Below are 18,808 nucleotides of genomic sequence, written 5' to 3'. Positions count from 1 at the left end.
GGCCGGGGGGAGGGGTCAGTGGCGTTCCACGGTGGCCGTGAGCGCGTGGGGCGTCGTCTCCCAGTCGCTGACGACCCTCCAGCCGGCCGCCCTCATCAGGGCCTCAGCCTCAGCGATTCCGTCCGCGCCCTGCCCGTCCCGGGCATCGACCGTGGTCACCGCGTAGAACGCGGTCGGCCGGCTGGTGTCCGCAGTCCAGTCGTCCGGGTCGTCCGGGTCCCCCCCGATCAGCCGATCCTCCAGCACGGTGACGTCCATACAGGACTGCTCCAGGCACGAGGGGTCGTTGGCCAGCCAGGCGGTGTAGTGCGTGCGCTCCATCGGGGAACTCCCTGTGTGTGAAGGGGCGTTGACACCACCATCCCAAACTTTAAGAAGTCCCGCAGGTAGTTCGAGGAATTCTGAAAATAAGGGGAAGGCCCGCGGCTCGGCCGCCACCCCTCACCCCCAACCCCGTCCGCCGCGTGGAACGGCCGAGGGCAGCCAACCCCGACTGAGGCCTCCGCCTGGCTCCGCCCCTTGACCGATCGGTGAGCGCGCTCGTTGAGCAGCAGGTGACCCACTTGATGCCTATCGGCAAAGCCACCTTTCTGTACGCGCGGTGCACCCTGTGCATGCGCTACGGGCCCGCCACCGCTATCGACGGCCCCGTGGAGCCGCTGCACGCGGCAGGCCGAGACCACCTGGCCCGGGCCCACCCCGGCGCCGACCTGGACGCCATCGAGGTGGAGCCCGGGCGCGCCGTCAGCGGCTGGGACGGTATCGAGCCGCCCCATGAGTGGTGGACGCGGCATCTCCCCTACACCTGGTGACCGCCCCAGCCGCGCCACCCTGCGCCCGCCACGCGCCCGGGCCCGCCGATGATCCGGCTCGCGCAAGAAATCGAACATATGTTGGAATAGATGGGTGAGACCGTTCCGCTTCCCCGAGGACCTGCTCGCCCTCCAACGGGCATGGCACCGCACGTACACCGATCTTGCGGAGACGCCCACCTCGGCCGGCACGACCGTGCTGCGGCGCCGCCTGATCACCCTCTCCGGACGCCTACACACCCACCCCTACTGGACCGGTAGGGCCGACTGGCGGGCCGGCGGCGTCGCGCTGCGCCGCGCCGCCCGCGACCGCACAGCCGCCGGACGGGAGGCAGCATGAACGAGCAGACGAACCCCACCGCCCCCCGCCCGCAGGGCGTACCCGTCATCTGGGCGCCCAGCCAGACAGGGCCCTGCGCACGGTGCCACCAGCCGACATGCCGGTACGGCGTCGGCGGGAACCCGCTGTGCCCCTCCTGCAAGACCGCGCGGCAGGCGCAGCACGGAGGCTGAGCATGTCCGTCCTGCCACCCGACGTCCCACGGCTGCGGACCCTGGTCACCTATCTCCGGGGCGAGCTCAGCCGTGCCGAACAGGCCCTTGCCGCTGCCCAGGAAGCCGAAGCTCGGTAAGCCGCGCGCCGGCCCCCACCCGAGCCGCCCGCGTGGCTGATCGAGCGCGGTATCGGCACCGGTCGGCCCCCGGTCCGGTTGCACGCCGGCGGTTGCTGGGACATCGGCAAACGGTCCGCCCCTGCCACCGCCGATCAGGTCCGCTACCTGCTGGCCGGCGGCGTGCCCGCCTGTCCGCACTGCCGCCCGGACACCGCACTGGGGATGCTGGAATGAGCCGGCACGGCCACGGTGGAGGGATGAGCCCCGACCTGCGCGTGATCGTCTATCCCCCGGACGCCGAGGGCGGCCGACGCGTCCGCGTTGACGGTGAGATCCTCGGCCGCGCCACCAGCCCCGGTGATCTGCTGGAGTTCCTCCGGCGGGCCGGCCTGGACCCGGACAACGTCCGCCTGGACGACGCCCTGCTGATCGAGTGGCGCGGCGGGGGACCAGCCGTGTGGACCCGAGACGCTGGCGGAGCATAGGGCAGACCGAGCCGGCCTTCCCTGAGAACGCAAAAGGTCCCCGGGCCGCCTCGAAGCGGCTACTCGGGGACCTGACAGCGGTCGCAGGCTCTTTACGCCAGTACCCGGTCGATGGTGGCGCGGCTGAGTCCGGTCAGTGCGTGGGCGCGCGCCTTGCTGACGTTGGCGCACTGGATGGACCACGTCAGAAGCGGGTCTCGCTGGGAGTGGACCGCTGCCCATCCCGCCAGCAGCTCCTGTGCGACGGCGGTCGCAAGGCTCGCGCCGTCCCCCCAGCCGTAGGTGCGGCGCGGGCACTGCCACCCGCGCAGGGCGGCGCCGTGTACTTCGATGTCAGGAGCGAGGGTGAGCGCGACCCGCTGGTAGTCGGTGATGGTCCGGTTGAGCCGGCTGATGACGCGGTGGGCGACGGCCGACCAGAACGCGATGGGGTCCGGCTCCACCGGGGGGAGCCCGAGAACGGATTCCGTGGTGGTCGTCTCGGCCCTGACCGCGTCGATCTCCTCGGGCAGCGCCTGCGCCTTGATCTCATCGACCAGCTCCTCCTCGATGGAGGTGAAACCTGACAGCCGGCCGTCTTCAAGGCTGCCCCTGGCACGCTGCATGGCGTCAGCAGCCTGCCTGGGGCCGGTGAGCCGGGCGAGTGGACGCAGGGCCCTGGCCCACGGGGCGATCTGGTCGCGCTGCTTCTCCCACCACTCCTCGGAGTCCATCCGGTTGGGACTCTCAATCTCGTGTGTGGCAAGCGGCAGGCGGCCGTCCATGAGCCACACCGTGGCGCCGGTCGCCTGCCATGTCCCGCCCCCCTCCTGCCAGGTGATCCGGCCGTGACGGGCGCTCAGGTAGAGACCCTCGTCACGCTGGACGATGTCGCCCGCTCCCGCGATCTCAACGATGTCGATAGTGCTCATGACGTGCCCTCTCGGTCGTGGCCCGGCTCGCGCGAACGCGCAATGTATCGAATGATACACCATGCATGTATCAAACGATACGTGCATCCTGGAGGTGGCACGGGAACGCAAAAGGACCCCGGGCGCCTCTTCGAGGCAGCCGGGGTCCTGATCGCGGTCGATGGCCCTGTGCCGCGGCGCTGCGGCCGACAACCAATGCCCCAGGACGTCACTGACCCATCAGCCCAGGTTCAGCGGCCTGAGCGGGGCCGTGCGGGATGGGTCAGCGGTATGCGCATCGGCAGCCTGGCCGAGCAGTCCACGCCAGAGCGGCGGAACGTTCACCCAAGGTCTGACTTGAGCCCTTGGCCGGTGTCGGCGTCAACGGCCTTGCCGGTCGGGCTCAGACGGACCATCCGGGATGGCGCCTGCGCGCCTTCCTGCCAGTCTCTACCGCCGACCGTCACCCGGACCGTGACATCCGCCAGGGGGTCAGCCACCGGAACAACGACCTCGGGCGACTGGGGAAACCATCCGTCCTTGCCCGTGCTGCTGGCGCTCCTGTCGGCCGCGTCGATTCGCAGGTAGTGCGCGTTCCGGTCGAAGTAGGTCCGCAGTTCGATGGTGACGCGCTGGCGGTCACGGCTCCAGTGAGCCACCACGTCGGCGTTGACGCCGTCGATGGTCAGCGCAGCGCCTGACCTGCCCTTGTATGCGGCGGCCTTGGCGGCGAGTTCCTGTCGCCGTTCCTCTGCGGCGGCGTACTGCCACACGCCTGCGATCGTGATCGACAGAGCCGCGATCGCTGCGACGTACGGCCAGGCACGGCGGCGCTGCGCGGGCGGTGTCGGCGCTTTTGCTGGCGGCTGCTCGGGGGCGGTCGGCTGAGGCCCGCTGTACCAGGCCGCTCCTGAACCACCCTGCTGGTACCACTCCGGATCCTTGCCCATGCGGGTGACGGTAGCGCGCAGCTGTACCGCCTTACTCGGCTCTCCGCAGAGTTCGGCCACCTGTGCGCGGGTGGCCAGCCACGACACGGCCTGATCGCTGTTGATGCCGTAGGCGGTGATGTCTTCACGCTCACCGATCGCCGCCATGTGCGCAGCCTCGCTGCACCGGCCCTCCCGCGCGGCCTGCAGAACGTCGTAGTGCCGGGAGTCGATGACCCCCGGCGGCATCTCCCACGTCCACTCCCCCTTCCCGTCTTCGGCGCGCGGCGCGGGTCCCTCGCTCGGCTCTTCATCGTCGCGGCCGTCCTCGTCGAGCTGTGTCGGCTGCTCCTCGGCCGGACCCTCCTCGTCCACGGTCGGCTCCCCCTCGTCCTCGGCCAGCTCAGACGTCGTTGACTCATCAGCAGCTACGAGGGGGCCCTGCTGAGCCCGGCGGCGTCGCACGGACGTGTCGGTCAACGCCGCCTCCTCCTCGCTCAGGATGGTCTGGATGATGTCCACGTAGTGGGGGCCGACCCGCCAGACGGCCTGTCCCGGCCCGAGCGTGGGAATCATGTCCACTGCCCATTGGGGCAGGCCCAGCAGCGCGCCCACGGTCGCTGCCTCTTCCGGGCCCAGACGTCCCACGTGGGCGATCTCGCACAGCCGCGCGAGATCCTGTGCGCGGCCGTCCCCGAGGTCGGACAGGGTGTGCATGAGCACGGAGAGAGATAGGGCGGCTTTGCGGCTGTTCTTGAGCTGACGCTGGATGAGTTCGGCCGTGGCTGGGGACAGCAGAATTTGCCAGGCCTCTTCAAGGACCAGGTGGCGGTGCGTGGCGGTCGATGAGGGCAGCCACACGTGCTCTGCCCAGCACGTCACCGCGGCCATCAGGCTCGGGATAGCCGGCGAGTTGCGATCCAGACCCGTGAAATCGATGCTCAGGATCGGCAAGTCCGTGGGCGGCAGGCCCGCGTCAGGGCCGTCGAACAGGCCGGTGAGGGAGCCCTCGGTGTAGCGGGACAGGGCGATGGCGGCGCCCACGCCCCACTCCGCCAGTCGCTCGGCCGGCCATCTGCCGTCCTCGGGAGTCACCAGGGCGTCCACCAGCCCGGTCAGCGTGGTCCCCTTGGGGTGGTTAAGGGCGTGCTGTAGAGCGTGGGCGGCCTGGTGGGTGAGCGCATCGGGCTCTACCGCGAGGATCAACGATCGGACCAGCTGCTCACGCACGCCGGGCGGGAACAACTGGCTGACCGGGTTGAGCGTGAACGAACCGGCCTTGATGACCTGGCCGCCGAGGGCCTGGACGACAGGCTTCCACTCACCGTTCGCCCCGTCCTCCCCGAAACTGTCGATGACGACGGCCTGGTGGCCGTGGTTCCGGATCTCCCTGAGCATCCGGGCCTTGCCCGTGGTCGATTTGCCGGACCCGAGACCGCCCAATCCGAGAATGTTGGTGGACGGCAGGATCGCGGCGTCGGCCATGACAGGCGAGAGGTGGAAGGGGCGGCCGTCCAGCAGGGACCGCCCGATCGGGATGCCGGGAAATGTGGCGCTGGACGCGGGCAGGGGTGCGGTGATCGCGGCATGAGTCGAAGGCAGGCGGATCACAGGATCGCCCCTTTCCTGGTGGAGGCCCCGTGCGGGGTGGTCATCACGTGGGCGCGGTGCTGCTGGCCGCCGAGCCAGTCCAGGCCGATGCGGTGCCGGTCGGCCACGAGCGAGGCCTGCCACCGGGCGTCCGTGACGGCCTCGGGGCTGTCGCCCCACACCGTCATGTAGGCGTCGATGTCCACGAGGGTGGCACCCTGCACCAGGGCACCGTGCGCGGTGCTGCTGGCGATGTGCAAGGCGTCGGCCTTGACCTTGTCGGTGGTGAACGCCTCAGCCGCAGCAGCCTGCCATTTCGCGGAGCGCCGGGACTGCGCCGGCGGCAGCGGCCGATACAGGACCGCGAAGGAGCGGTCCGTGGCGTAGTGCGGCTCGTCCGCGCCCGCGTCGCCCAGCAGCAACTTGCCCATCAGGTCTCCGCCGGTCTCGTCGGGCCACCCGGTGATCCGTGCCGTGGCCGCGTAGTGGCCGCCGTCCAGGCCGACCCACCCCGCCCCGCGCTCGGCCACGGCCGGGACCGGCTCAGGGTCCACGGCCCTCAGCACGCCGAGCCGGGCAAACTCCGCCTCCAGCGTCGCGACGATCCGGTCAGGCTGCCCGACCAGGCCTTTGGGGACGTGGACGGAAATCGTCTGCGTGTGGGTGACGTAGTCCCCGACGTCGGCATGGTGGGTGACGTGCACCTGGATGCCAGCGGTACGAACCTGGCTGCCAGCGAACTCAAGAGCACGGGCAAACGCCGCATGCCACTCCGCCCGCCGCACGGGATCCTGCATGGTGCCGTGCTCCGGGTGCAGCGTCCACGTAGCCGTCGCGCCGGGACGGCCGGACATGGCGGCCGGCGCGGTGCGCTCCCGCAAGTGCCGGTATCCGACGGCGGCCCACCGGGCGAGTGAACGGGGCCCCAATGCGACGTTGAGCAGGGCCGCGGCGGCGCCCACCGCGCCGAACGCCCACAGTGGGGGTGGGGTGATCATCGCTGACATCAGCACGGCGCCGCCGGCCCCGGCGTTGGCCTTCGTCAGCAGGGTCTCGACAGGGCTCAACCCCCGCTGCACAGCGGGGACACGGTATCCGGGCGACAGGCGGTACACGTCTCTCCTCTTTCTGTCTGGGGCCGCCTACGCCCTGGCCCCGGCGGTCGCCCTCGCCACCGTGGGGGCGGGGAGGACGACCGGCCGGGGCCAGGGGCAGCGGCAGGGTTAGGGGTTGCTGGGCCCGCTCGGCGGCGCCGAGCGCGGGTTGGGGGTCCGCGCGCCCCCCTGGTTGACCGCCGTAGCAGCTGGCGAGTTGGGGCTCGCGGGCCGCATCGCGGCCCGGGCCTGGCCGCGCGCCTGGCGGATCTGCTCAGTGCGCTCCGCGTCGTGCGCGACCCTGGCCATGGCGGACGCGGTGGTCAGCCGGCCCGGCCGGGAGGGACGCTTGACGCCGTACGCGGCCAGCAGGACACCCCCGTCCTGCGACATGGCGCGGCCCGGGGTATCTACCGTGCGGGGGCCACGCGGCGTGTTCTCCTGCTCGTAGACGTCCGGCACACCTGCCCGTACGACCCCCCGCACCACGGGGTTGGTCGTCTGGCGCTCCACCAGCGTCCGGGCGGCGCCCGCGACCCGGGGCCCGACGTACGGAATCCCGTGGAAGATCATCCTGAGCATGAGGACGTCGGCGACCACCAGCAGCACGGCGTCCATGACCAGTGCGCCGCCGAACCCCTTCACGAACGGCGAGATCAGGAGCAGGGCGAACGGAGCGAACATCACCCCGAGCAGTCGCATCGCCCACCGCCTCACCGCCGTTGCATCGCCCCCGCGCGCCAGAGAGGCCAGCACCAACGGCGCCATGCACACGAACACCACGATGGCCGGCTGACGTGTCATGAACACCAGCGCAGCCACCGCAAGCGCGACGACCAACGCCGACACGATGATCAAGATCCCAAGCGGGTTGGCGTCCGCCCCGGTCTTCAGATCCTCGCGGATGGTGGCGAACAAACTCGCCTCATCGGCGTTGAACGCCGTTTTGAAGGCGCTGCTCAGCGCCTCATTTAGCAACGCAACTACGGCTGGCACCGACGCCATGCCAGCGACGGCGGCCAGGGTCCACCCCGTCGAAACACCCATCTGCCTCATGCGCGGTACCCCCTGCCACGCAGTCAGGGCGCACACAACGACGACGGCCATGAAGATGGCGACCGCCAAGTGCTGCCCCAACCACATGAACGGCTGATACAGCCCACTCGCGTCCCTCGGCGCCCACGCTTTCTCAGGCACCAAAAAGGCGCTGATCTGGTCGATGAGGAACTCAGCCAAGTCCATGACGTGCTCGGAGGCTCCGCCAGTTAATCCGTTGCCGCCGCCAGGGGCGAGCCCATCACTACCGTCTCCGCCAGGGGGGCCACCGCCATTGCTGCGGCAGTATTTCTCTGCGGGGCCCCACAGCCCGTCACAGGGGTCATCAGTGTTCGGCATGCCTCATCAGCTCTTCGGAGACGTCACGGTGGCGAACAGTGTGTCTCCGTAGAGGCCGAGGACGAGCGCCACGAACAGAGTTCCGATCGCCATCGACCCCTTACGCAGCGCCGACTTAGGGTCGTTCGACAGGGTGAGCAGCATTTTGATCGCGATCACTCCGATGACGGCTGCCAGGCTCTTCGTGATGATGCCCTCACTCGTCACACCGATGGTGTCGAAAAAGTCCTTGAACCCGGTAGACATGTCGATGGGCGCTGCCAGAACCGACTTCTTGCTCATTTTCTCAGATCTCCTTCTTCTTGTGGGGCCGTGCGACGCCGTACAGGTCGGGCATCGTATCGAGGGGCGAGTAGCGGACGTTTTTCCCCGGCCTCGGAGCGTCGATCATCCACCCGTTGCCGACGTAGATACCGACATGGTGGATTCCTGAAGCGCTACTGCCATAGAAAACGAGGTCGCCCGGTCGGACGTCACCCGGTTCGACAGGTTCGGATGCCGCGTACTGCTCCGCTGCCGTCCGAGGCAGGTAAATACCAACCTTCGAATAGGCGTAGAGAGTCAGGCCGGAGCAGTCGAATCCCTTTATGTCACCACCGGAGTGACCATTGGGGGAACAGCACGAGCCGGTGCTGGGGCCGTTAGCGTCGCCACCGCCCCAGGAATACGGCGTGCCGATCATTGCCTTTGCTGCGTTCACGACAGTTGCCGCTCCGCCCGACCCGCCGTTCGTCGGCTGGTTGGCGAGGTCAGTTATTGCCCGAACGTAGCCCTGCGTCTCCTTGTACGGCGGAACACCTCCGTACTGCCGGACGGCACCGCTACCGGCGTTGTACGCAGCCAGCATGTTTTGCTGCTTGTCGCCGGGAACGTCTGCCACCTCCTTGGCGATGGTGCAGAGATATTTGGCCGACGATGGAATTGCGTCCTCGGGGTCCCACACGTCGCGCCGGCCGTCGCCGTTGGCGTCGATTCCGTGGGACTCCCACGTGGACGGCATGAACTGCGCAATACCCTGAGCGCCGACCGGACTTTGCGCCTTCGGATTGAAATTGGATTCCGTCGAGAGCAGCGCGGCCAACAGATTTGGGCTGACCTCGGGGCAGGTGCGCCCCGCTTTTTGGATCAGGTGGCTGTACTCGCTGGGTACGGCGAGGCTCAGTGCCGTCCCGATCGGACTGTCTCCTGCGGCCTGGACGAGCGCGGCCACCATGACGGCCGCGGTGGCCCCCGCGCCCAGAGCCGCTACAGCGGCAGATCTCAAGGTTTCCCCCCTACTGGCTTCTTGGAGCGTTTTGGCTGGTCAGGTACGCCACTGGCACCCGCCCAGGCAACGCCCGGTGAACGCCCGCTGGGTCGTCCACCCGCCCGCCAGGGGCGGGTGCGGGCGTTGCGTGGGCGTTGTCTGGGCGTACGGTCGGGCGGGTTACGAATCGGACATTGCGGCGGCCGTGAGGTCGGCCAGCCGGTAGCCGCGTACTCCTCCGGAGCGCTTGTGCGGTGCGACTCCCAGCAGCTTGCTTACTGTTTTTCCGACCGCGATCGGGTTGGCCTCCACGACGTTTAGCGCTTCTGCCAGGTCTGCCGTCGTCATGAAATCAACCTGGCGAGCGCGCATGAGGTCGATTGCCTTTTTGCGTGGCGATTCAGGGGCGGCGATCAGTCGGTTTTTGCGTCGCTCATAGGTCTCATCGATGACTTCCCACATGAAGGTCTCCGGGAAGTTGAACCCTCGAATGAGAGTGGACTGTCCGCGGGCGAACAAAACGGCCTGCCCTTGGATCTCCGGGTTAAGGAGCGCCGGGTGGATAGGAGACCTGGTGGTGAAGTAGGAGTCACCCAGGGCGACTTTCGCCGCTCCTTCCGAATCGACATACAGGCATACCCGGCACTGGAACTGTGCGCGGACGTTGACCGGGATGGCGTCCTTATCGGGGCGCTGAGTCATCATGATGACGGAAACGCCGGACTCCAGCGATTTCGAGACCAGCTGGCGCGACTTTTCCTCCACCCTGGCGACAGCTTCTTTACGGCCCTTCGCACCGTTGTCCGCGTAGAAATCTGCTGCCTCGTCCACGATGAAAACGATGGGACGGAACTTCGGTTCCGGCTTTCGTTCCAGCCGGGCTTTCTTCCGCTCCTCATACCGCTTGTGGACGATAGCAAGGAGTTCGTCCAGGATTTCTTCCAGGACGGCCGGATCGTCGGATGCCTGGTAGCGAAGGGCGATTCTTGCGAAGGGGGCCAGACCGATGAATTTTCCATCGAGCAGGACCAAATCGTATTCATCACCGTACGCGATCAGCAGGCACGTGATGAAACCGTTGATGAGGGTGGTCTTACCGGTCTGGGTCATTCCCGCGACCAGGATTGACGTTTTTTCCAGGCTGGTGATACCGCAGAGCTCTCCCGTCACCTCATGACCGAGAGCAAGCCCCTTGTATGCCTTGATCTCCTTCCGTGTCGGCGGCTCGAAGATGCGGCTGAACGGGGGCTCGTCCAGCTTGACGATGGTCACCTCGCGCTCGTTTCGGCGCGAGGCTTCCACCTTCAGATGCAGACGAGTAACACCGAGCATTGATGCAATGGGGCCGAGCCGCTTGGAGACTTCTTCGTGGGTACGACCCTTGGGGAGCAGGAACGTGTAGCGGATACCGTAACCGGGAATTTCCTGCGCATGCACGTCGTGCAGCGGAATAACCTCGTCACGGGCGATTGCCCCGGTACGCACCAGTGCTTCGGTCAACTCCGGGTGTACGGCAACGTCGAGGGCCGGCGCACCAGCCGGTTCGACAGCAGTTTCCTGGGACGGCGGCGCGGGCGACCGCGTATCGCCTGCCATCAGACGGCGAATCAGGCCCTTGGCCTTCCAGATGCCGTAGCCGAGTGCGAGCAGCACACCGACGATGAGCATCACCGTCGCAGGCCAGCCGAGGCCTAGCCAGTCCTTGATGGCAGCGATGAACCCGGTGATGATCACCAGTCCGCCGAGTGCACCGACCGCTCTCGCGGCGTCGTCTTGATCTTGATTGTCCTTCTTGCTCACGCCCTCCCCTTCTCTGAGCAGGCGATTTTATCCCGAACACACTTTCGGGTTAGGGGTTTTTGCGGTGCTCACCGGGCCTGCTCCCCGGTTCTGCGAACGCACTGTTCGCTCGCCGGGTCACTCGCCGGGTCTGCTCCGCTCAACTGCTGGCGTTGCTCCGGCAGTCGCGACGCGGCCCAGCGGGAGCTGGGCCGCATCGGTGGTGCCGGCCACCGCGGAACTACAGAGCCGCGTCCTCAGGCTCCTCGTCGCTCACGTCGCCGTCTGACTCCTCGGCGCCTTCCTTCCTCATGAGCTCGGCCCACGCGTGGCGCACCCGCTCTTCCCCGCCCACGTATCCGGCGCGGCGGAAGGCCGCGCGAGCCTGGCGGTAGGACAGCGGCGGATCGTCGCCGTACCTGAGGTGGCGCAGGACCACGTCCATTTGTTCGTCGCTCAGCGCGACACCGCGCCGGGGCACGGGGACCCCGGAGACGGCGGCCAGTTCCGCGAGCGTGACGGCCTGGTCCTCGGGGTGTGACGCCGTGTCGGACCCGGTCTCGCCGGGTGTGCCGGATGGGCCGCTGACCTGCGGTGCGGTGCCGTGACGGCTGTCCCGGCCCCCCGTGCCAGGCAGGGCAGGAGCGGTCGGCGTCCACTGGCCGAGGGTCGGCAGCGGAATCGCGCCGACGAGGGCCGGCAAGGGCTTCTCTGCGACCGTCTGAGCAGTGGCCTCGGCCTGCCGGTGCAGCCGCTCGGTCGTCTCCCGCTGCACGGCCAGCACCGAGGCTCGGTAGTCGGTCTCGGCCTCGGCCACCTGCCGCTCCAACTCCGTCGCCTGGCGCAGCAGCTCGATCCGGTGCGCGGCGTCGGCCTCCATCTCCTCCAGCCGGTCCGCAACTTCCTGGCGCTGCTCGTGGAGCCGCAGGCGGGTCTCGGGGGACGTCCGCCGACCGAGCGACGGCAGGACGACCCACCACGCAGCCTTGGTGGCCACGATCGCAACGGGAGTGAGGACGACGGCCAGGTCAAACCGCCCGCCCTGGACCCGGTTCATGATCAGGTCCGCGGTGGGCAGCGCGGCGATCAGGACTGTCAGCGCCAGACCCGCAATCCGTACGCGCTGAGCGCGCTGACGGTGGTTGCCGGCGAGGATCTCCGCCCCCAGGAAGGTCAGCCACAGGGCGTCCAGGGCCCACACGGTGGGCACCGCCCACCCGCCGAACGCGCTCTCAAGGATTCCGTAGTTGACGGCGACGGAGAGGACCGCCACGCCCAGCGTGACGGCACCCAGGATCGCCAGGACGCCCGTGCGGGCGTCCGCATACAGCGACAACGTCTTCTTCATGTCTGGTTCCCCTGTCTGGGATGGTCGGTCAGGGTCACAGGCCTGCGAGACGGCGCCGGATGTAGGCGGCGCCGGCCGGGTCGATCCGCAGGGAGGACCGCGTCACGGCGCCGGTCTCGGAGTCACAGGTGTAGGCCACCAGCACCGCGCCCCGGGCGTCGGTCTGCACGGACATCCGGTACACGTAGCCGTACGTCTGGACGTCGGGCACGTCGAACGGGCGCCCACCCTCGGGCTCGTCCAGCACCGTCACGAGACACCCCCGAGGGGAAGTTCCTGGATCCGCCAGGGCACGTCAGCCGCCCGAGGCGAGGCCTCGCCCGGGGCCAGGGACGTCCACCCGTCCGGCGGCGCCCCCTCCGCCTCTGCGGCAGCCTCAGCAGCAGCCGTTGTTGCGTGGACGCTGTGCAGCCGGCCCCGCTCCAACAGGACGTAGACCCGGGTCGTCGTGCTCCGCCGGCGGGTGTGGCGGAGCAGCGTCCGCAGCGCCGCCCGGTCCTCGGTGTCGAGCAGGATCTCGGGGCGCAGCGCCTTGAGTTCGCCCTCGGCGCGGGCGGCGGTGGCAGTGGCCCGTGCCAGGGCCGCGCGGAGCGTCTCGGCGGTGTCCTCGGCGCGGATCACGAAATGGGTGACGGTCGCAACCTCGGCAAGGGCCTGGTCGCGCTCGGCTCGGGCCTGGTCGCGCTCGGCTCGGGCCTGGTCAAGCTGGGCGCGGAGGGCACGCACGGCAGCGGTACGGAGTAAGAGGGACACGATGCCTCCAGGGTCGTAGGACGGCGTGGTGGGGGACTGCTCGGGACCGTGGCCGAGGGCCGGCCCCGCACCGGAAGGGGGCGGGGCCGGCCCGGTCAGCGGGCGTGCCGGTCGTGGCGTGGCAGGCGGACCCGTCGCGGCCGGTACACGACCAGGGCGACCAGACCCAGACCGACCACCGCCATGGCGAGCAAGGCGAAGAACAGGCCAACGGCGTACTGAAAGGCGGTCATGGCTACCGGCCCTCCCGGACGCGTCGCAGGATCTCGTCCATGTCGGGGTCGGAATCGGTCGGGACCACGGGGTGCGCCCCGTAGTTGATCAGCTTGGTACCGTGCATGCGCTGTCTCCTGCGGTGAGGTCGTAGGGGATGAGCGAGGATGGCCCCGCCGGTGTAGGCGTCGGTAGCGCCCCCGGTGGGGCCGTCGTGGTGGCCGAGTGGCCACCGCCCGGCACCACCGCAGCGTTGCGGGGATGCCGGACGGCGACGGCTCGGAACCGTCGGCGCGATATTCGCCCCTCACCTGTGCGTTCGGACTCCTGTCCGCCCGTGAGGACGGCTGGAGCAAGGTGCGGCGTACTCATCGCACAGGCGGGGCAGCTTGTCGCAGTTGCTTGATATGTCCACTGTTGAGTTGAAAAAGAGCAGTTGCTACCTTTCGGGCCGCCGTCACGCGCTGCCTGTCCGGGCAAGAGATGGTGCTGCTGGGGGCCGTGTCCGGCTCCCTCATCCGGCACCGCCCGCGTAGGGCGGGGCCGGGTGGGGGAGCCGGGTCCGCGAGGGACCCGGCAGGTGGTAGTGCTCAGGGAGGCGCACGCCGACAGTGGCCTGCCCCGACCGGCGTGCACTTCCGTCGGCGGGACCGGGAATCAGCCGTGACCGAGGCTCATCGCGGGACCTCAGCCGGCTGAGGCCGCGCAGCTTGGACCCTCTCGACCGCTAGCCGCGCGGCCTCAGCCGCCGCAGCAGCGGCGTTCGCCGCAGCGATCGCGGCCGCCGTCGCAGGCTCCACCGCGGGGTCGTACGCCCCGTTGCCGGCGCTCACCGGTCACCCCGCTCGTTGGGCTCCAGCACCCAAGCCAGCGTCACCACGTCACTGCGGCCCGTGTACTCCTTCATGTGCCGCAGCACGGAGTTGTACAGGGCCTCCCGGGTCTGCCCCGGGAACCACGTGATCGTGCCGGTCTGGGTACTCAGGCCGACGCCGGTCCGCACCGTAATCAGCCAGAAGAATTCCTGCCTTCCAGTCGCCTCCAAGACCGGCGCCGGGTCGGACTGCACACGTTCGCTACGATCCGTCACAGGACCGCCTCCTGCTCTCATCAGGTGGTGTCGTCTCAGGCCCTCGGCCCGGTGTTCCAGCACCGGCTGGGGGCCGTTTTTGTTGGCGCGCAGGCACGGCCGGGCCAGGACGCTCCGCACTGGAGCGACCCCGGCCAGTAATGCCTAGGCATTATTAAGAGTGCCCCCCGCGGCGGGTGTTGTCAATAACGCCTAGGCGATAAGCTGTGCTGACTCAGGAGGTGACCCACATGACCAGCTCCGGGCAGATCTCGGACGACCTGCGGCGACGCATCGAGGCAGGGGAGTACCCCGTCGGCAGCCGGCTACCGACGAACGCGGAGCTGATGGCACTGCACGGGGTGTCGAAGGGGACCATCACCAAGGCAATCGCCACCCTGGCGGACGACGGCTTGGTGTTCTCCTCCAAACGGGCGGGGACGATCGTGCGCCCCCGCACCCAAGTGCGCATCCCGCTCAGCCGGTACGGCCAGGTCCTCACTCCCGGCGGCCCACGCGGACCGTGGGAGGCTGCCACGGCAGCCCAGGGGATCGACGGCGAGATGAGGCTCGTCCGTGTGGACCGTCTCCAGGCACCCGCCGACCTAGCCGCGCTGCTCGGCCTGGCCGAGGGAGACGACGTCGTCTATCGGCTGCGCCAGGCACTCATCCGACCCGACGACGTCGTACAGCTCCAGCACGCCTGGTATCCGGCTGCGGTAGCAGAAGCAGCGGGCCTGGACGGTGACGGCAAGATCACCGGTGGGGTGTACGGAGCACTGGTGGCCGCCGGCCACCGGCCCACCGTCGCCGACGAGACGGTCACTGCCCGGGTGCCCACCGACGAAGAGGCGACGGACCTGCGGATCAGCGGGCGGGTGTGGGTCCTGGCTCTCCAACGAATCACCCTCGACGCCTCAGGTCGCCCACTGGAAGTGCTGCGCGCGGTGGCGCCGGCCGACCGACTGTCGCTCGTGTACGACAGCCTGCCAATCTCACACGACGGCCCGTGACCGAGGCACGACCCCTACCTGTATGCATCCAGTGCATAACCAATGGGAGATGCCCATATGCCCAGTACAGAAGCCCTATTGCGGCTCACCGTGTCCGCCCTGATGTACGCCACCGGAGAAACCCAGTCAGATCTAGCCCGGGGGCTGAGGCTGAGCCAGGGACAGGTGTCACGCAAGCAAGCCGGCTCCGACAAGGGGTCGTCGTGGACCCTTGGCGACCTCGACCGGCTGTCGGCCCACTACGGCATCCCCGTGCCTGACCTGCTGTGCGGAGCCGACCACGCGGTATCACGCCTGCCAACGCAACGACGAGCCGCGACCGTCGGCGGACTCCAAACCACCATCACCCCGTAGAGGGTTCACGAGGTGGCAGAACTCGATCTTGGTGCCCGGCCAGGACTCATCGCGCAAGACGGTGCCCCCTCCCTCGGCTACGAGGTAGGGGGCACCTTTTGAGGTCACGATCCCAAGAAGACTGGCAGTCTTCCCTACTAGATCAGGAAGACTGCCAGTCTTCCTGATCTAGTCGTCGGACGCTGCGGGGCGGTCCTGCTGAGTCTTGATGGCCAGTTCGGCTTCCACCTCGTCCAGCTCCCTGCGCACTTCCCGACACGCCGCCAAAGCAGCGGCCGGGTCCTTCCCGGCGAGCTTCCGCAACGCCGTGATGTTGAGCTTGGCTGTCTCAATTACGGGTGCTGATCGCCTCTTCTCAGCCTCGATCCGCACCTTGAAGCCGAGCTTCACGGCGGCGTGAAGGAAGCCGCGGTCGGTCAGGTTCCCCGCTCGCTCAGCTTCTTTCCAGCACTGACGGACCGCCTCATCTCCGTGGTCCCGTTGCACGGACACCAGGGGGCGCAGGGGGTATTCCTGGAGCTGCCGGCGGGTGATGGACGCCAGTGCGCTCACGACGGGCCGGATGCGGATCACCTTGTTCATGTAGTCGGCGCTGCGCCCGTGCAGGGCCCTGCCCCATGCATCGAATGAGTCGAACCCGCCTTCCCGCCACAGCTCTTCTGTTCGAGCGAGTTCGTAGGCGCCGCCGACCATGAGTAGGTACTGCTGACTGATCCGCTCCGTCTCTGCCTGCGCCCAACGGTCCGCTTCGAGAATGGCGCTCTGGCAAATCGCCAGCCTCTCGGCGCGGTTGTCAGTCTGCGGAGCAACGAAATGAACGACTGGGGTCATCGCCCCCTGCCCAGCCGCATCCTGCGTCTGCTCCACCCCTGCGGCCTTTTGATCCTCTACTGCCCCGACCTGCCCAACAACGGCTGGCTGAACGGTCCGCTTTTCTGGAGGCACCGCCGTACCCACGGCCGTCCTGCCGAACTGCTCCGCAATCGTGGTGCGCGTACCCGCCATCACGCACTCACCTCGGCAACCTCGCCCTGGCCAGCACCCGAGCCACGCAGGCCATGTTCCAGGGCGAAGCGGTAAAAGTCCTCGCGGGCCTGCAACTCAACCCGGTTGTTGTGGTACTGGGTGACCACCTTCGTGGCGTTGGTGTGGACCCTGTACCGGCGGATCACCGTGCGGGCCACGGGCCAGCCGTGGCCCTCGCAGAACGCGCGGGTTCCCTCCACGTACGCCATGCCCTCGGCCGGCGGCCAGTTGTTGATGACGACCTGGAAGGGGATCTGCCGGGGCTTGATCACCCATTCGATCGTCTGCCAGGTCGGCTCGAAGGAGTCCGGCTCGGTCAGGATCGGCACGATCACATCGTCGGCCTGGACCAGCAGCGCCTTCAGCAGTTGCCCATACTTGTCGTCACCGAGCGGGTCCTCACCCGCCTCGTACTCCTCCGGCGTGATCTCCGCCCAGCCAGGGGTGTCCACGAAGATGTGCGCGTATGGAAGCTTCTTTAGCAGCGCGATGTTCTCCAGATCTCCGGAGATGTCGAGAACGTCGAAGGGCTGCTCTACCAGCCGGGCCGCGCGCCACAGAGACGTGCCCTGAGGGTCAGCGGAGGCCACGGCGACGGACGGCCGTCCGTCGGGCCGGACACCGGCCACGTCGGCGCACACGGCGCCCATGTTGATGGAGATGAGAGACTTCCCCACGCCGCCCTTGCGGTTCGCGAGGATGTGGATTTTCGCCACGAGGGGCCTTCCGTTCACTTCGCCGACCCGCGGGGAAGCGGAGCGGCTACTTCGGTGTATGCAGGCAGTGTGGCAGATGGTCAGGACGCCGAGCCCTACCTGGCCCAGGGTCAGCTGGTGAAAGCGCACCGCGTGCCTCGACGATGAGGGTGGGTCCCACCCTCATCGTCTTGCAGCTCAAGGGTCAGGGACGCAGGTGGTGTACCGACGCCAAGCCGCCCTCACCCTCAGGTACCGACGCCGGCTCGGCGCCCCTTCCAAGCGCTGCCGGACCCAGACGATAGAAGCGGTAGGGGCCGGCCACGTACGCCTCGGCAAGCCATCCGTCCTCGACAAGTTTTGTGACGCTGCGCGAGCCGCTTGCTTGGCTGACTCCTACAGCGTCCGCAATCTCCTTCTGTAGCAGGCTAACTGGCTCCCCTACCGGCACGGCTGTGGCGTAGTAGAGAAGCATCCTCAGGTTGGCCCCCTGAAGGCCGCGTGCGCGCAGGAGAAGGCCATTCAGCTCTTGGGCCGTCAGGTACATAGGTTCAGCCATTGCAACCGTCACAGGGGCCTCCTAAGCCTCTTCCTTGAGAGGGACGATCGGTACGGGATCGTACTTCGCGCACTCGCGCTGCTGCTCTGATCCACCGTCATACACCAGCCGTGCATTCAGCCGGAACAGCCAGATGGCACCGAACTTCTGAACCGGGATCAGAATGTTGCCCCGTGCCAGACGATTCATAGATTCACCCGCCGACGCCGGCCGAATCTCAAGCTCACGCGCAATCTCTTGCTTGGTGAGCGGAACCGGCTTCAGACCAACTTGGGTTGCCCCAAGGTAGAAACCCACGACTAGCTTGTCGTTCTTTGTGTACCCAGAACCCTTTGCCCAGATTCGGCTGAGCAAAGGCTTTCCGAAGCTCGCCCACCTGCCTCCGCCCTCGAAGTGAAAGCGGGTGTCCCCTGACCTTTCAGCCCCTTCGCCGCCGACAAGCTGACCAGTCTTCAGGTCTACGACCCCATGCGTGCTGAGGTCCACCACCACCTTGCTTGGCTGTGGCTTCCGAACCGGCATCGAACCTCCGCTTCCATATGTGGAACCGACCGCGCTCAGTCTAGTAGATCGCTTCCATATGTGTATACGGATGGGCCCCACCGTTAGAGTGGTTCCACATGTGGAAGCTCAACTCCTTGCTTCAGCATGCCCCTTGAGGCTAAGGTGCTTCCATATATGAATACGCGGGTGCCTCTTAGAGCAGGTTGACCTGCCTCAGGGAGCTAGCCAAAAACGCTCTGACCTGCGGTTTCCTTGATCTGCTCTTATTCTGCTTAAGCACGGAGCGAAGCGAAGTGCTCCTCTACCTCCGGGGGGGGAACGAAGCTCCCCCCCCCCGGACTCGCTGGTCTGGAGCGCAGCGGAAGACCAAAGGCCGAAGCCCGCGAAGCGGGGCGCCGGCCAAGCCCCGCGCGACGCGCGGGGCTTCACGCTTCGACACA

The 18,808-nt window shown here is 67.9% G+C and carries 21 protein-coding genes; 5 read left to right on the top strand and 16 right to left on the bottom strand.

Translation table 11 applies throughout. The annotated features are described in order from the left end of the window. Positions 1–15: 15 nt before the first annotated feature. Positions 16–321: a hypothetical protein gene (locus LG632_RS19240; RefSeq protein WP_226728593.1), complete on the bottom strand. Its 306-nt coding sequence runs from the start codon at positions 319–321 to the stop codon at positions 16–18. Between the two features lie 245 nt (positions 322–566). On the opposite strand from LG632_RS19240, the gene LG632_RS19235 reads away from it, so the two are divergent. From LG632_RS19235 to LG632_RS19220, 4 genes are all read left to right on the top strand, one after another. Then, positions 567–812 carry a hypothetical protein gene (locus LG632_RS19235; protein ID WP_226728592.1) on the top strand — a complete coding sequence of 82 codons (246 nt, stop codon included), beginning with the start codon at positions 567–569 and terminating at the stop codon, positions 810–812. 94 nt (positions 813–906) lie between these two features. After that, positions 907–1,152: a DUF8825 domain-containing protein gene (locus tag LG632_RS19230; protein ID WP_226728591.1), complete on the top strand. Its 246-nt coding sequence runs from the start codon at positions 907–909 to the stop codon at positions 1,150–1,152. A 328-nt stretch (positions 1,153–1,480) separates the two neighbouring features. Next, positions 1,481–1,660: a DUF6233 domain-containing protein gene (locus LG632_RS19225; protein WP_226728600.1), complete on the top strand. Its 180-nt coding sequence runs from the start codon at positions 1,481–1,483 to the stop codon at positions 1,658–1,660. 23 nt (positions 1,661–1,683) lie between these two features. After that, positions 1,684–1,911, top strand: coding sequence for a hypothetical protein (locus LG632_RS19220; protein ID WP_226728590.1), 228 nt, complete (start codon positions 1,684–1,686; stop codon positions 1,909–1,911). 92 nt (positions 1,912–2,003) lie between these two features. Here LG632_RS19220 and LG632_RS19215 read toward each other — a convergent pair whose 3' ends face one another. From LG632_RS19215 to LG632_RS19160, 12 genes are all read right to left on the bottom strand, one after another. Beyond that, positions 2,004–2,822, bottom strand: a complete 819-nt coding sequence (locus LG632_RS19215) for a hypothetical protein (RefSeq protein WP_226728589.1) — start codon at positions 2,820–2,822, stop codon at positions 2,004–2,006. A 320-nt stretch (positions 2,823–3,142) separates the two neighbouring features. Then, positions 3,143–5,341: a putative type IV secretion/conjugal transfer ATPase gene (locus tag LG632_RS19210; RefSeq protein WP_226728588.1), complete on the bottom strand. Its 2,199-nt coding sequence runs from the start codon at positions 5,339–5,341 to the stop codon at positions 3,143–3,145. After that, positions 5,338–6,387 carry a hypothetical protein gene (locus LG632_RS19205; RefSeq protein WP_226728587.1) on the bottom strand — a complete coding sequence of 350 codons (1,050 nt, stop codon included), beginning with the start codon at positions 6,385–6,387 and terminating at the stop codon, positions 5,338–5,340. The genes LG632_RS19210 and LG632_RS19205 overlap by 4 nt, the downstream gene beginning before the upstream one ends. Before the next feature lie 156 nt (positions 6,388–6,543). Further along, positions 6,544–7,656, bottom strand: coding sequence for a hypothetical protein (locus LG632_RS19200; protein WP_226728586.1), 1,113 nt, complete (start codon positions 7,654–7,656; stop codon positions 6,544–6,546). Positions 7,657–7,815: 159 nt separating this feature from the next. Beyond that, complete coding sequence (locus LG632_RS19195; RefSeq protein WP_226728585.1) at positions 7,816–8,091, bottom strand: hypothetical protein; 276 nt, start codon at positions 8,089–8,091, stop codon at positions 7,816–7,818. Between the two features lie 4 nt (positions 8,092–8,095). Beyond that, on the bottom strand, positions 8,096–9,022 hold the full coding sequence (locus LG632_RS19190) for a C40 family peptidase (RefSeq protein WP_226728584.1): 927 nt from the start codon (positions 9,020–9,022) through the stop codon (positions 8,096–8,098). A 213-nt stretch (positions 9,023–9,235) separates the two neighbouring features. Next, positions 9,236–10,855: an FtsK/SpoIIIE domain-containing protein gene (locus tag LG632_RS19185; RefSeq protein WP_226728583.1), complete on the bottom strand. Its 1,620-nt coding sequence runs from the start codon at positions 10,853–10,855 to the stop codon at positions 9,236–9,238. Between the two features lie 220 nt (positions 10,856–11,075). Next, positions 11,076–12,182: a hypothetical protein gene (locus tag LG632_RS19180; protein ID WP_226728582.1), complete on the bottom strand. Its 1,107-nt coding sequence runs from the start codon at positions 12,180–12,182 to the stop codon at positions 11,076–11,078. 34 nt (positions 12,183–12,216) lie between these two features. Beyond that, positions 12,217–12,435 (bottom strand): hypothetical protein, encoded by a 219-nt coding sequence (locus LG632_RS19175; protein WP_226728581.1) that lies wholly within the window; start codon positions 12,433–12,435, stop codon positions 12,217–12,219. Next, positions 12,432–12,803: a hypothetical protein gene (locus tag LG632_RS19170; RefSeq protein WP_226728580.1), complete on the bottom strand. Its 372-nt coding sequence runs from the start codon at positions 12,801–12,803 to the stop codon at positions 12,432–12,434. The genes LG632_RS19175 and LG632_RS19170 overlap by 4 nt, the downstream gene beginning before the upstream one ends. A 227-nt stretch (positions 12,804–13,030) precedes the next feature. Next, positions 13,031–13,168 carry a hypothetical protein gene (locus LG632_RS19165; RefSeq protein ID WP_226728579.1) on the bottom strand — a complete coding sequence of 46 codons (138 nt, stop codon included), beginning with the start codon at positions 13,166–13,168 and terminating at the stop codon, positions 13,031–13,033. An 809-nt stretch (positions 13,169–13,977) separates the two neighbouring features. After that, positions 13,978–14,238 (bottom strand): hypothetical protein, encoded by a 261-nt coding sequence (locus LG632_RS19160; RefSeq protein ID WP_226728578.1) that lies wholly within the window; start codon positions 14,236–14,238, stop codon positions 13,978–13,980. Positions 14,239–14,468: 230 nt separating this feature from the next. On the opposite strand from LG632_RS19160, the gene LG632_RS19155 reads away from it, so the two are divergent. Beyond that, positions 14,469–15,230 carry a GntR family transcriptional regulator gene (locus tag LG632_RS19155; protein WP_226728577.1) on the top strand — a complete coding sequence of 254 codons (762 nt, stop codon included), beginning with the start codon at positions 14,469–14,471 and terminating at the stop codon, positions 15,228–15,230. 522 nt (positions 15,231–15,752) lie between these two features. On the opposite strand, the gene LG632_RS19145 is transcribed toward LG632_RS19155, so the two are convergent. From LG632_RS19145 to LG632_RS19135, 3 genes are all read right to left on the bottom strand, one after another. After that, the gene (locus tag LG632_RS19145) at positions 15,753–16,589 is read right to left on the bottom strand and encodes a hypothetical protein (protein ID WP_226728575.1); all 837 of its coding nucleotides are present in this window, start codon (positions 16,587–16,589) and stop codon (positions 15,753–15,755) included. Beyond that, complete coding sequence (locus LG632_RS19140) at positions 16,589–17,326, bottom strand: ParA family partition ATPase (RefSeq protein WP_226728574.1); 738 nt, start codon at positions 17,324–17,326, stop codon at positions 16,589–16,591. The genes LG632_RS19145 and LG632_RS19140 overlap by 1 nt, the downstream gene beginning before the upstream one ends. A 559-nt stretch (positions 17,327–17,885) precedes the next feature. Continuing rightward, the gene (locus tag LG632_RS19135) at positions 17,886–18,350 is read right to left on the bottom strand and encodes a hypothetical protein (protein ID WP_226728573.1); all 465 of its coding nucleotides are present in this window, start codon (positions 18,348–18,350) and stop codon (positions 17,886–17,888) included. Between the last annotated feature and the right edge of the window lie 458 nt (positions 18,351–18,808).

Origin of the sequence: Streptomyces antimicrobicus, assembly GCF_020532625.1 — a bacterium.
Lineage (GTDB): Bacteria > Actinomycetota > Actinomycetes > Streptomycetales > Streptomycetaceae > Streptomyces > Streptomyces antimicrobicus.
This window is presented reverse-complemented; position numbering and strand designations above follow the sequence as displayed.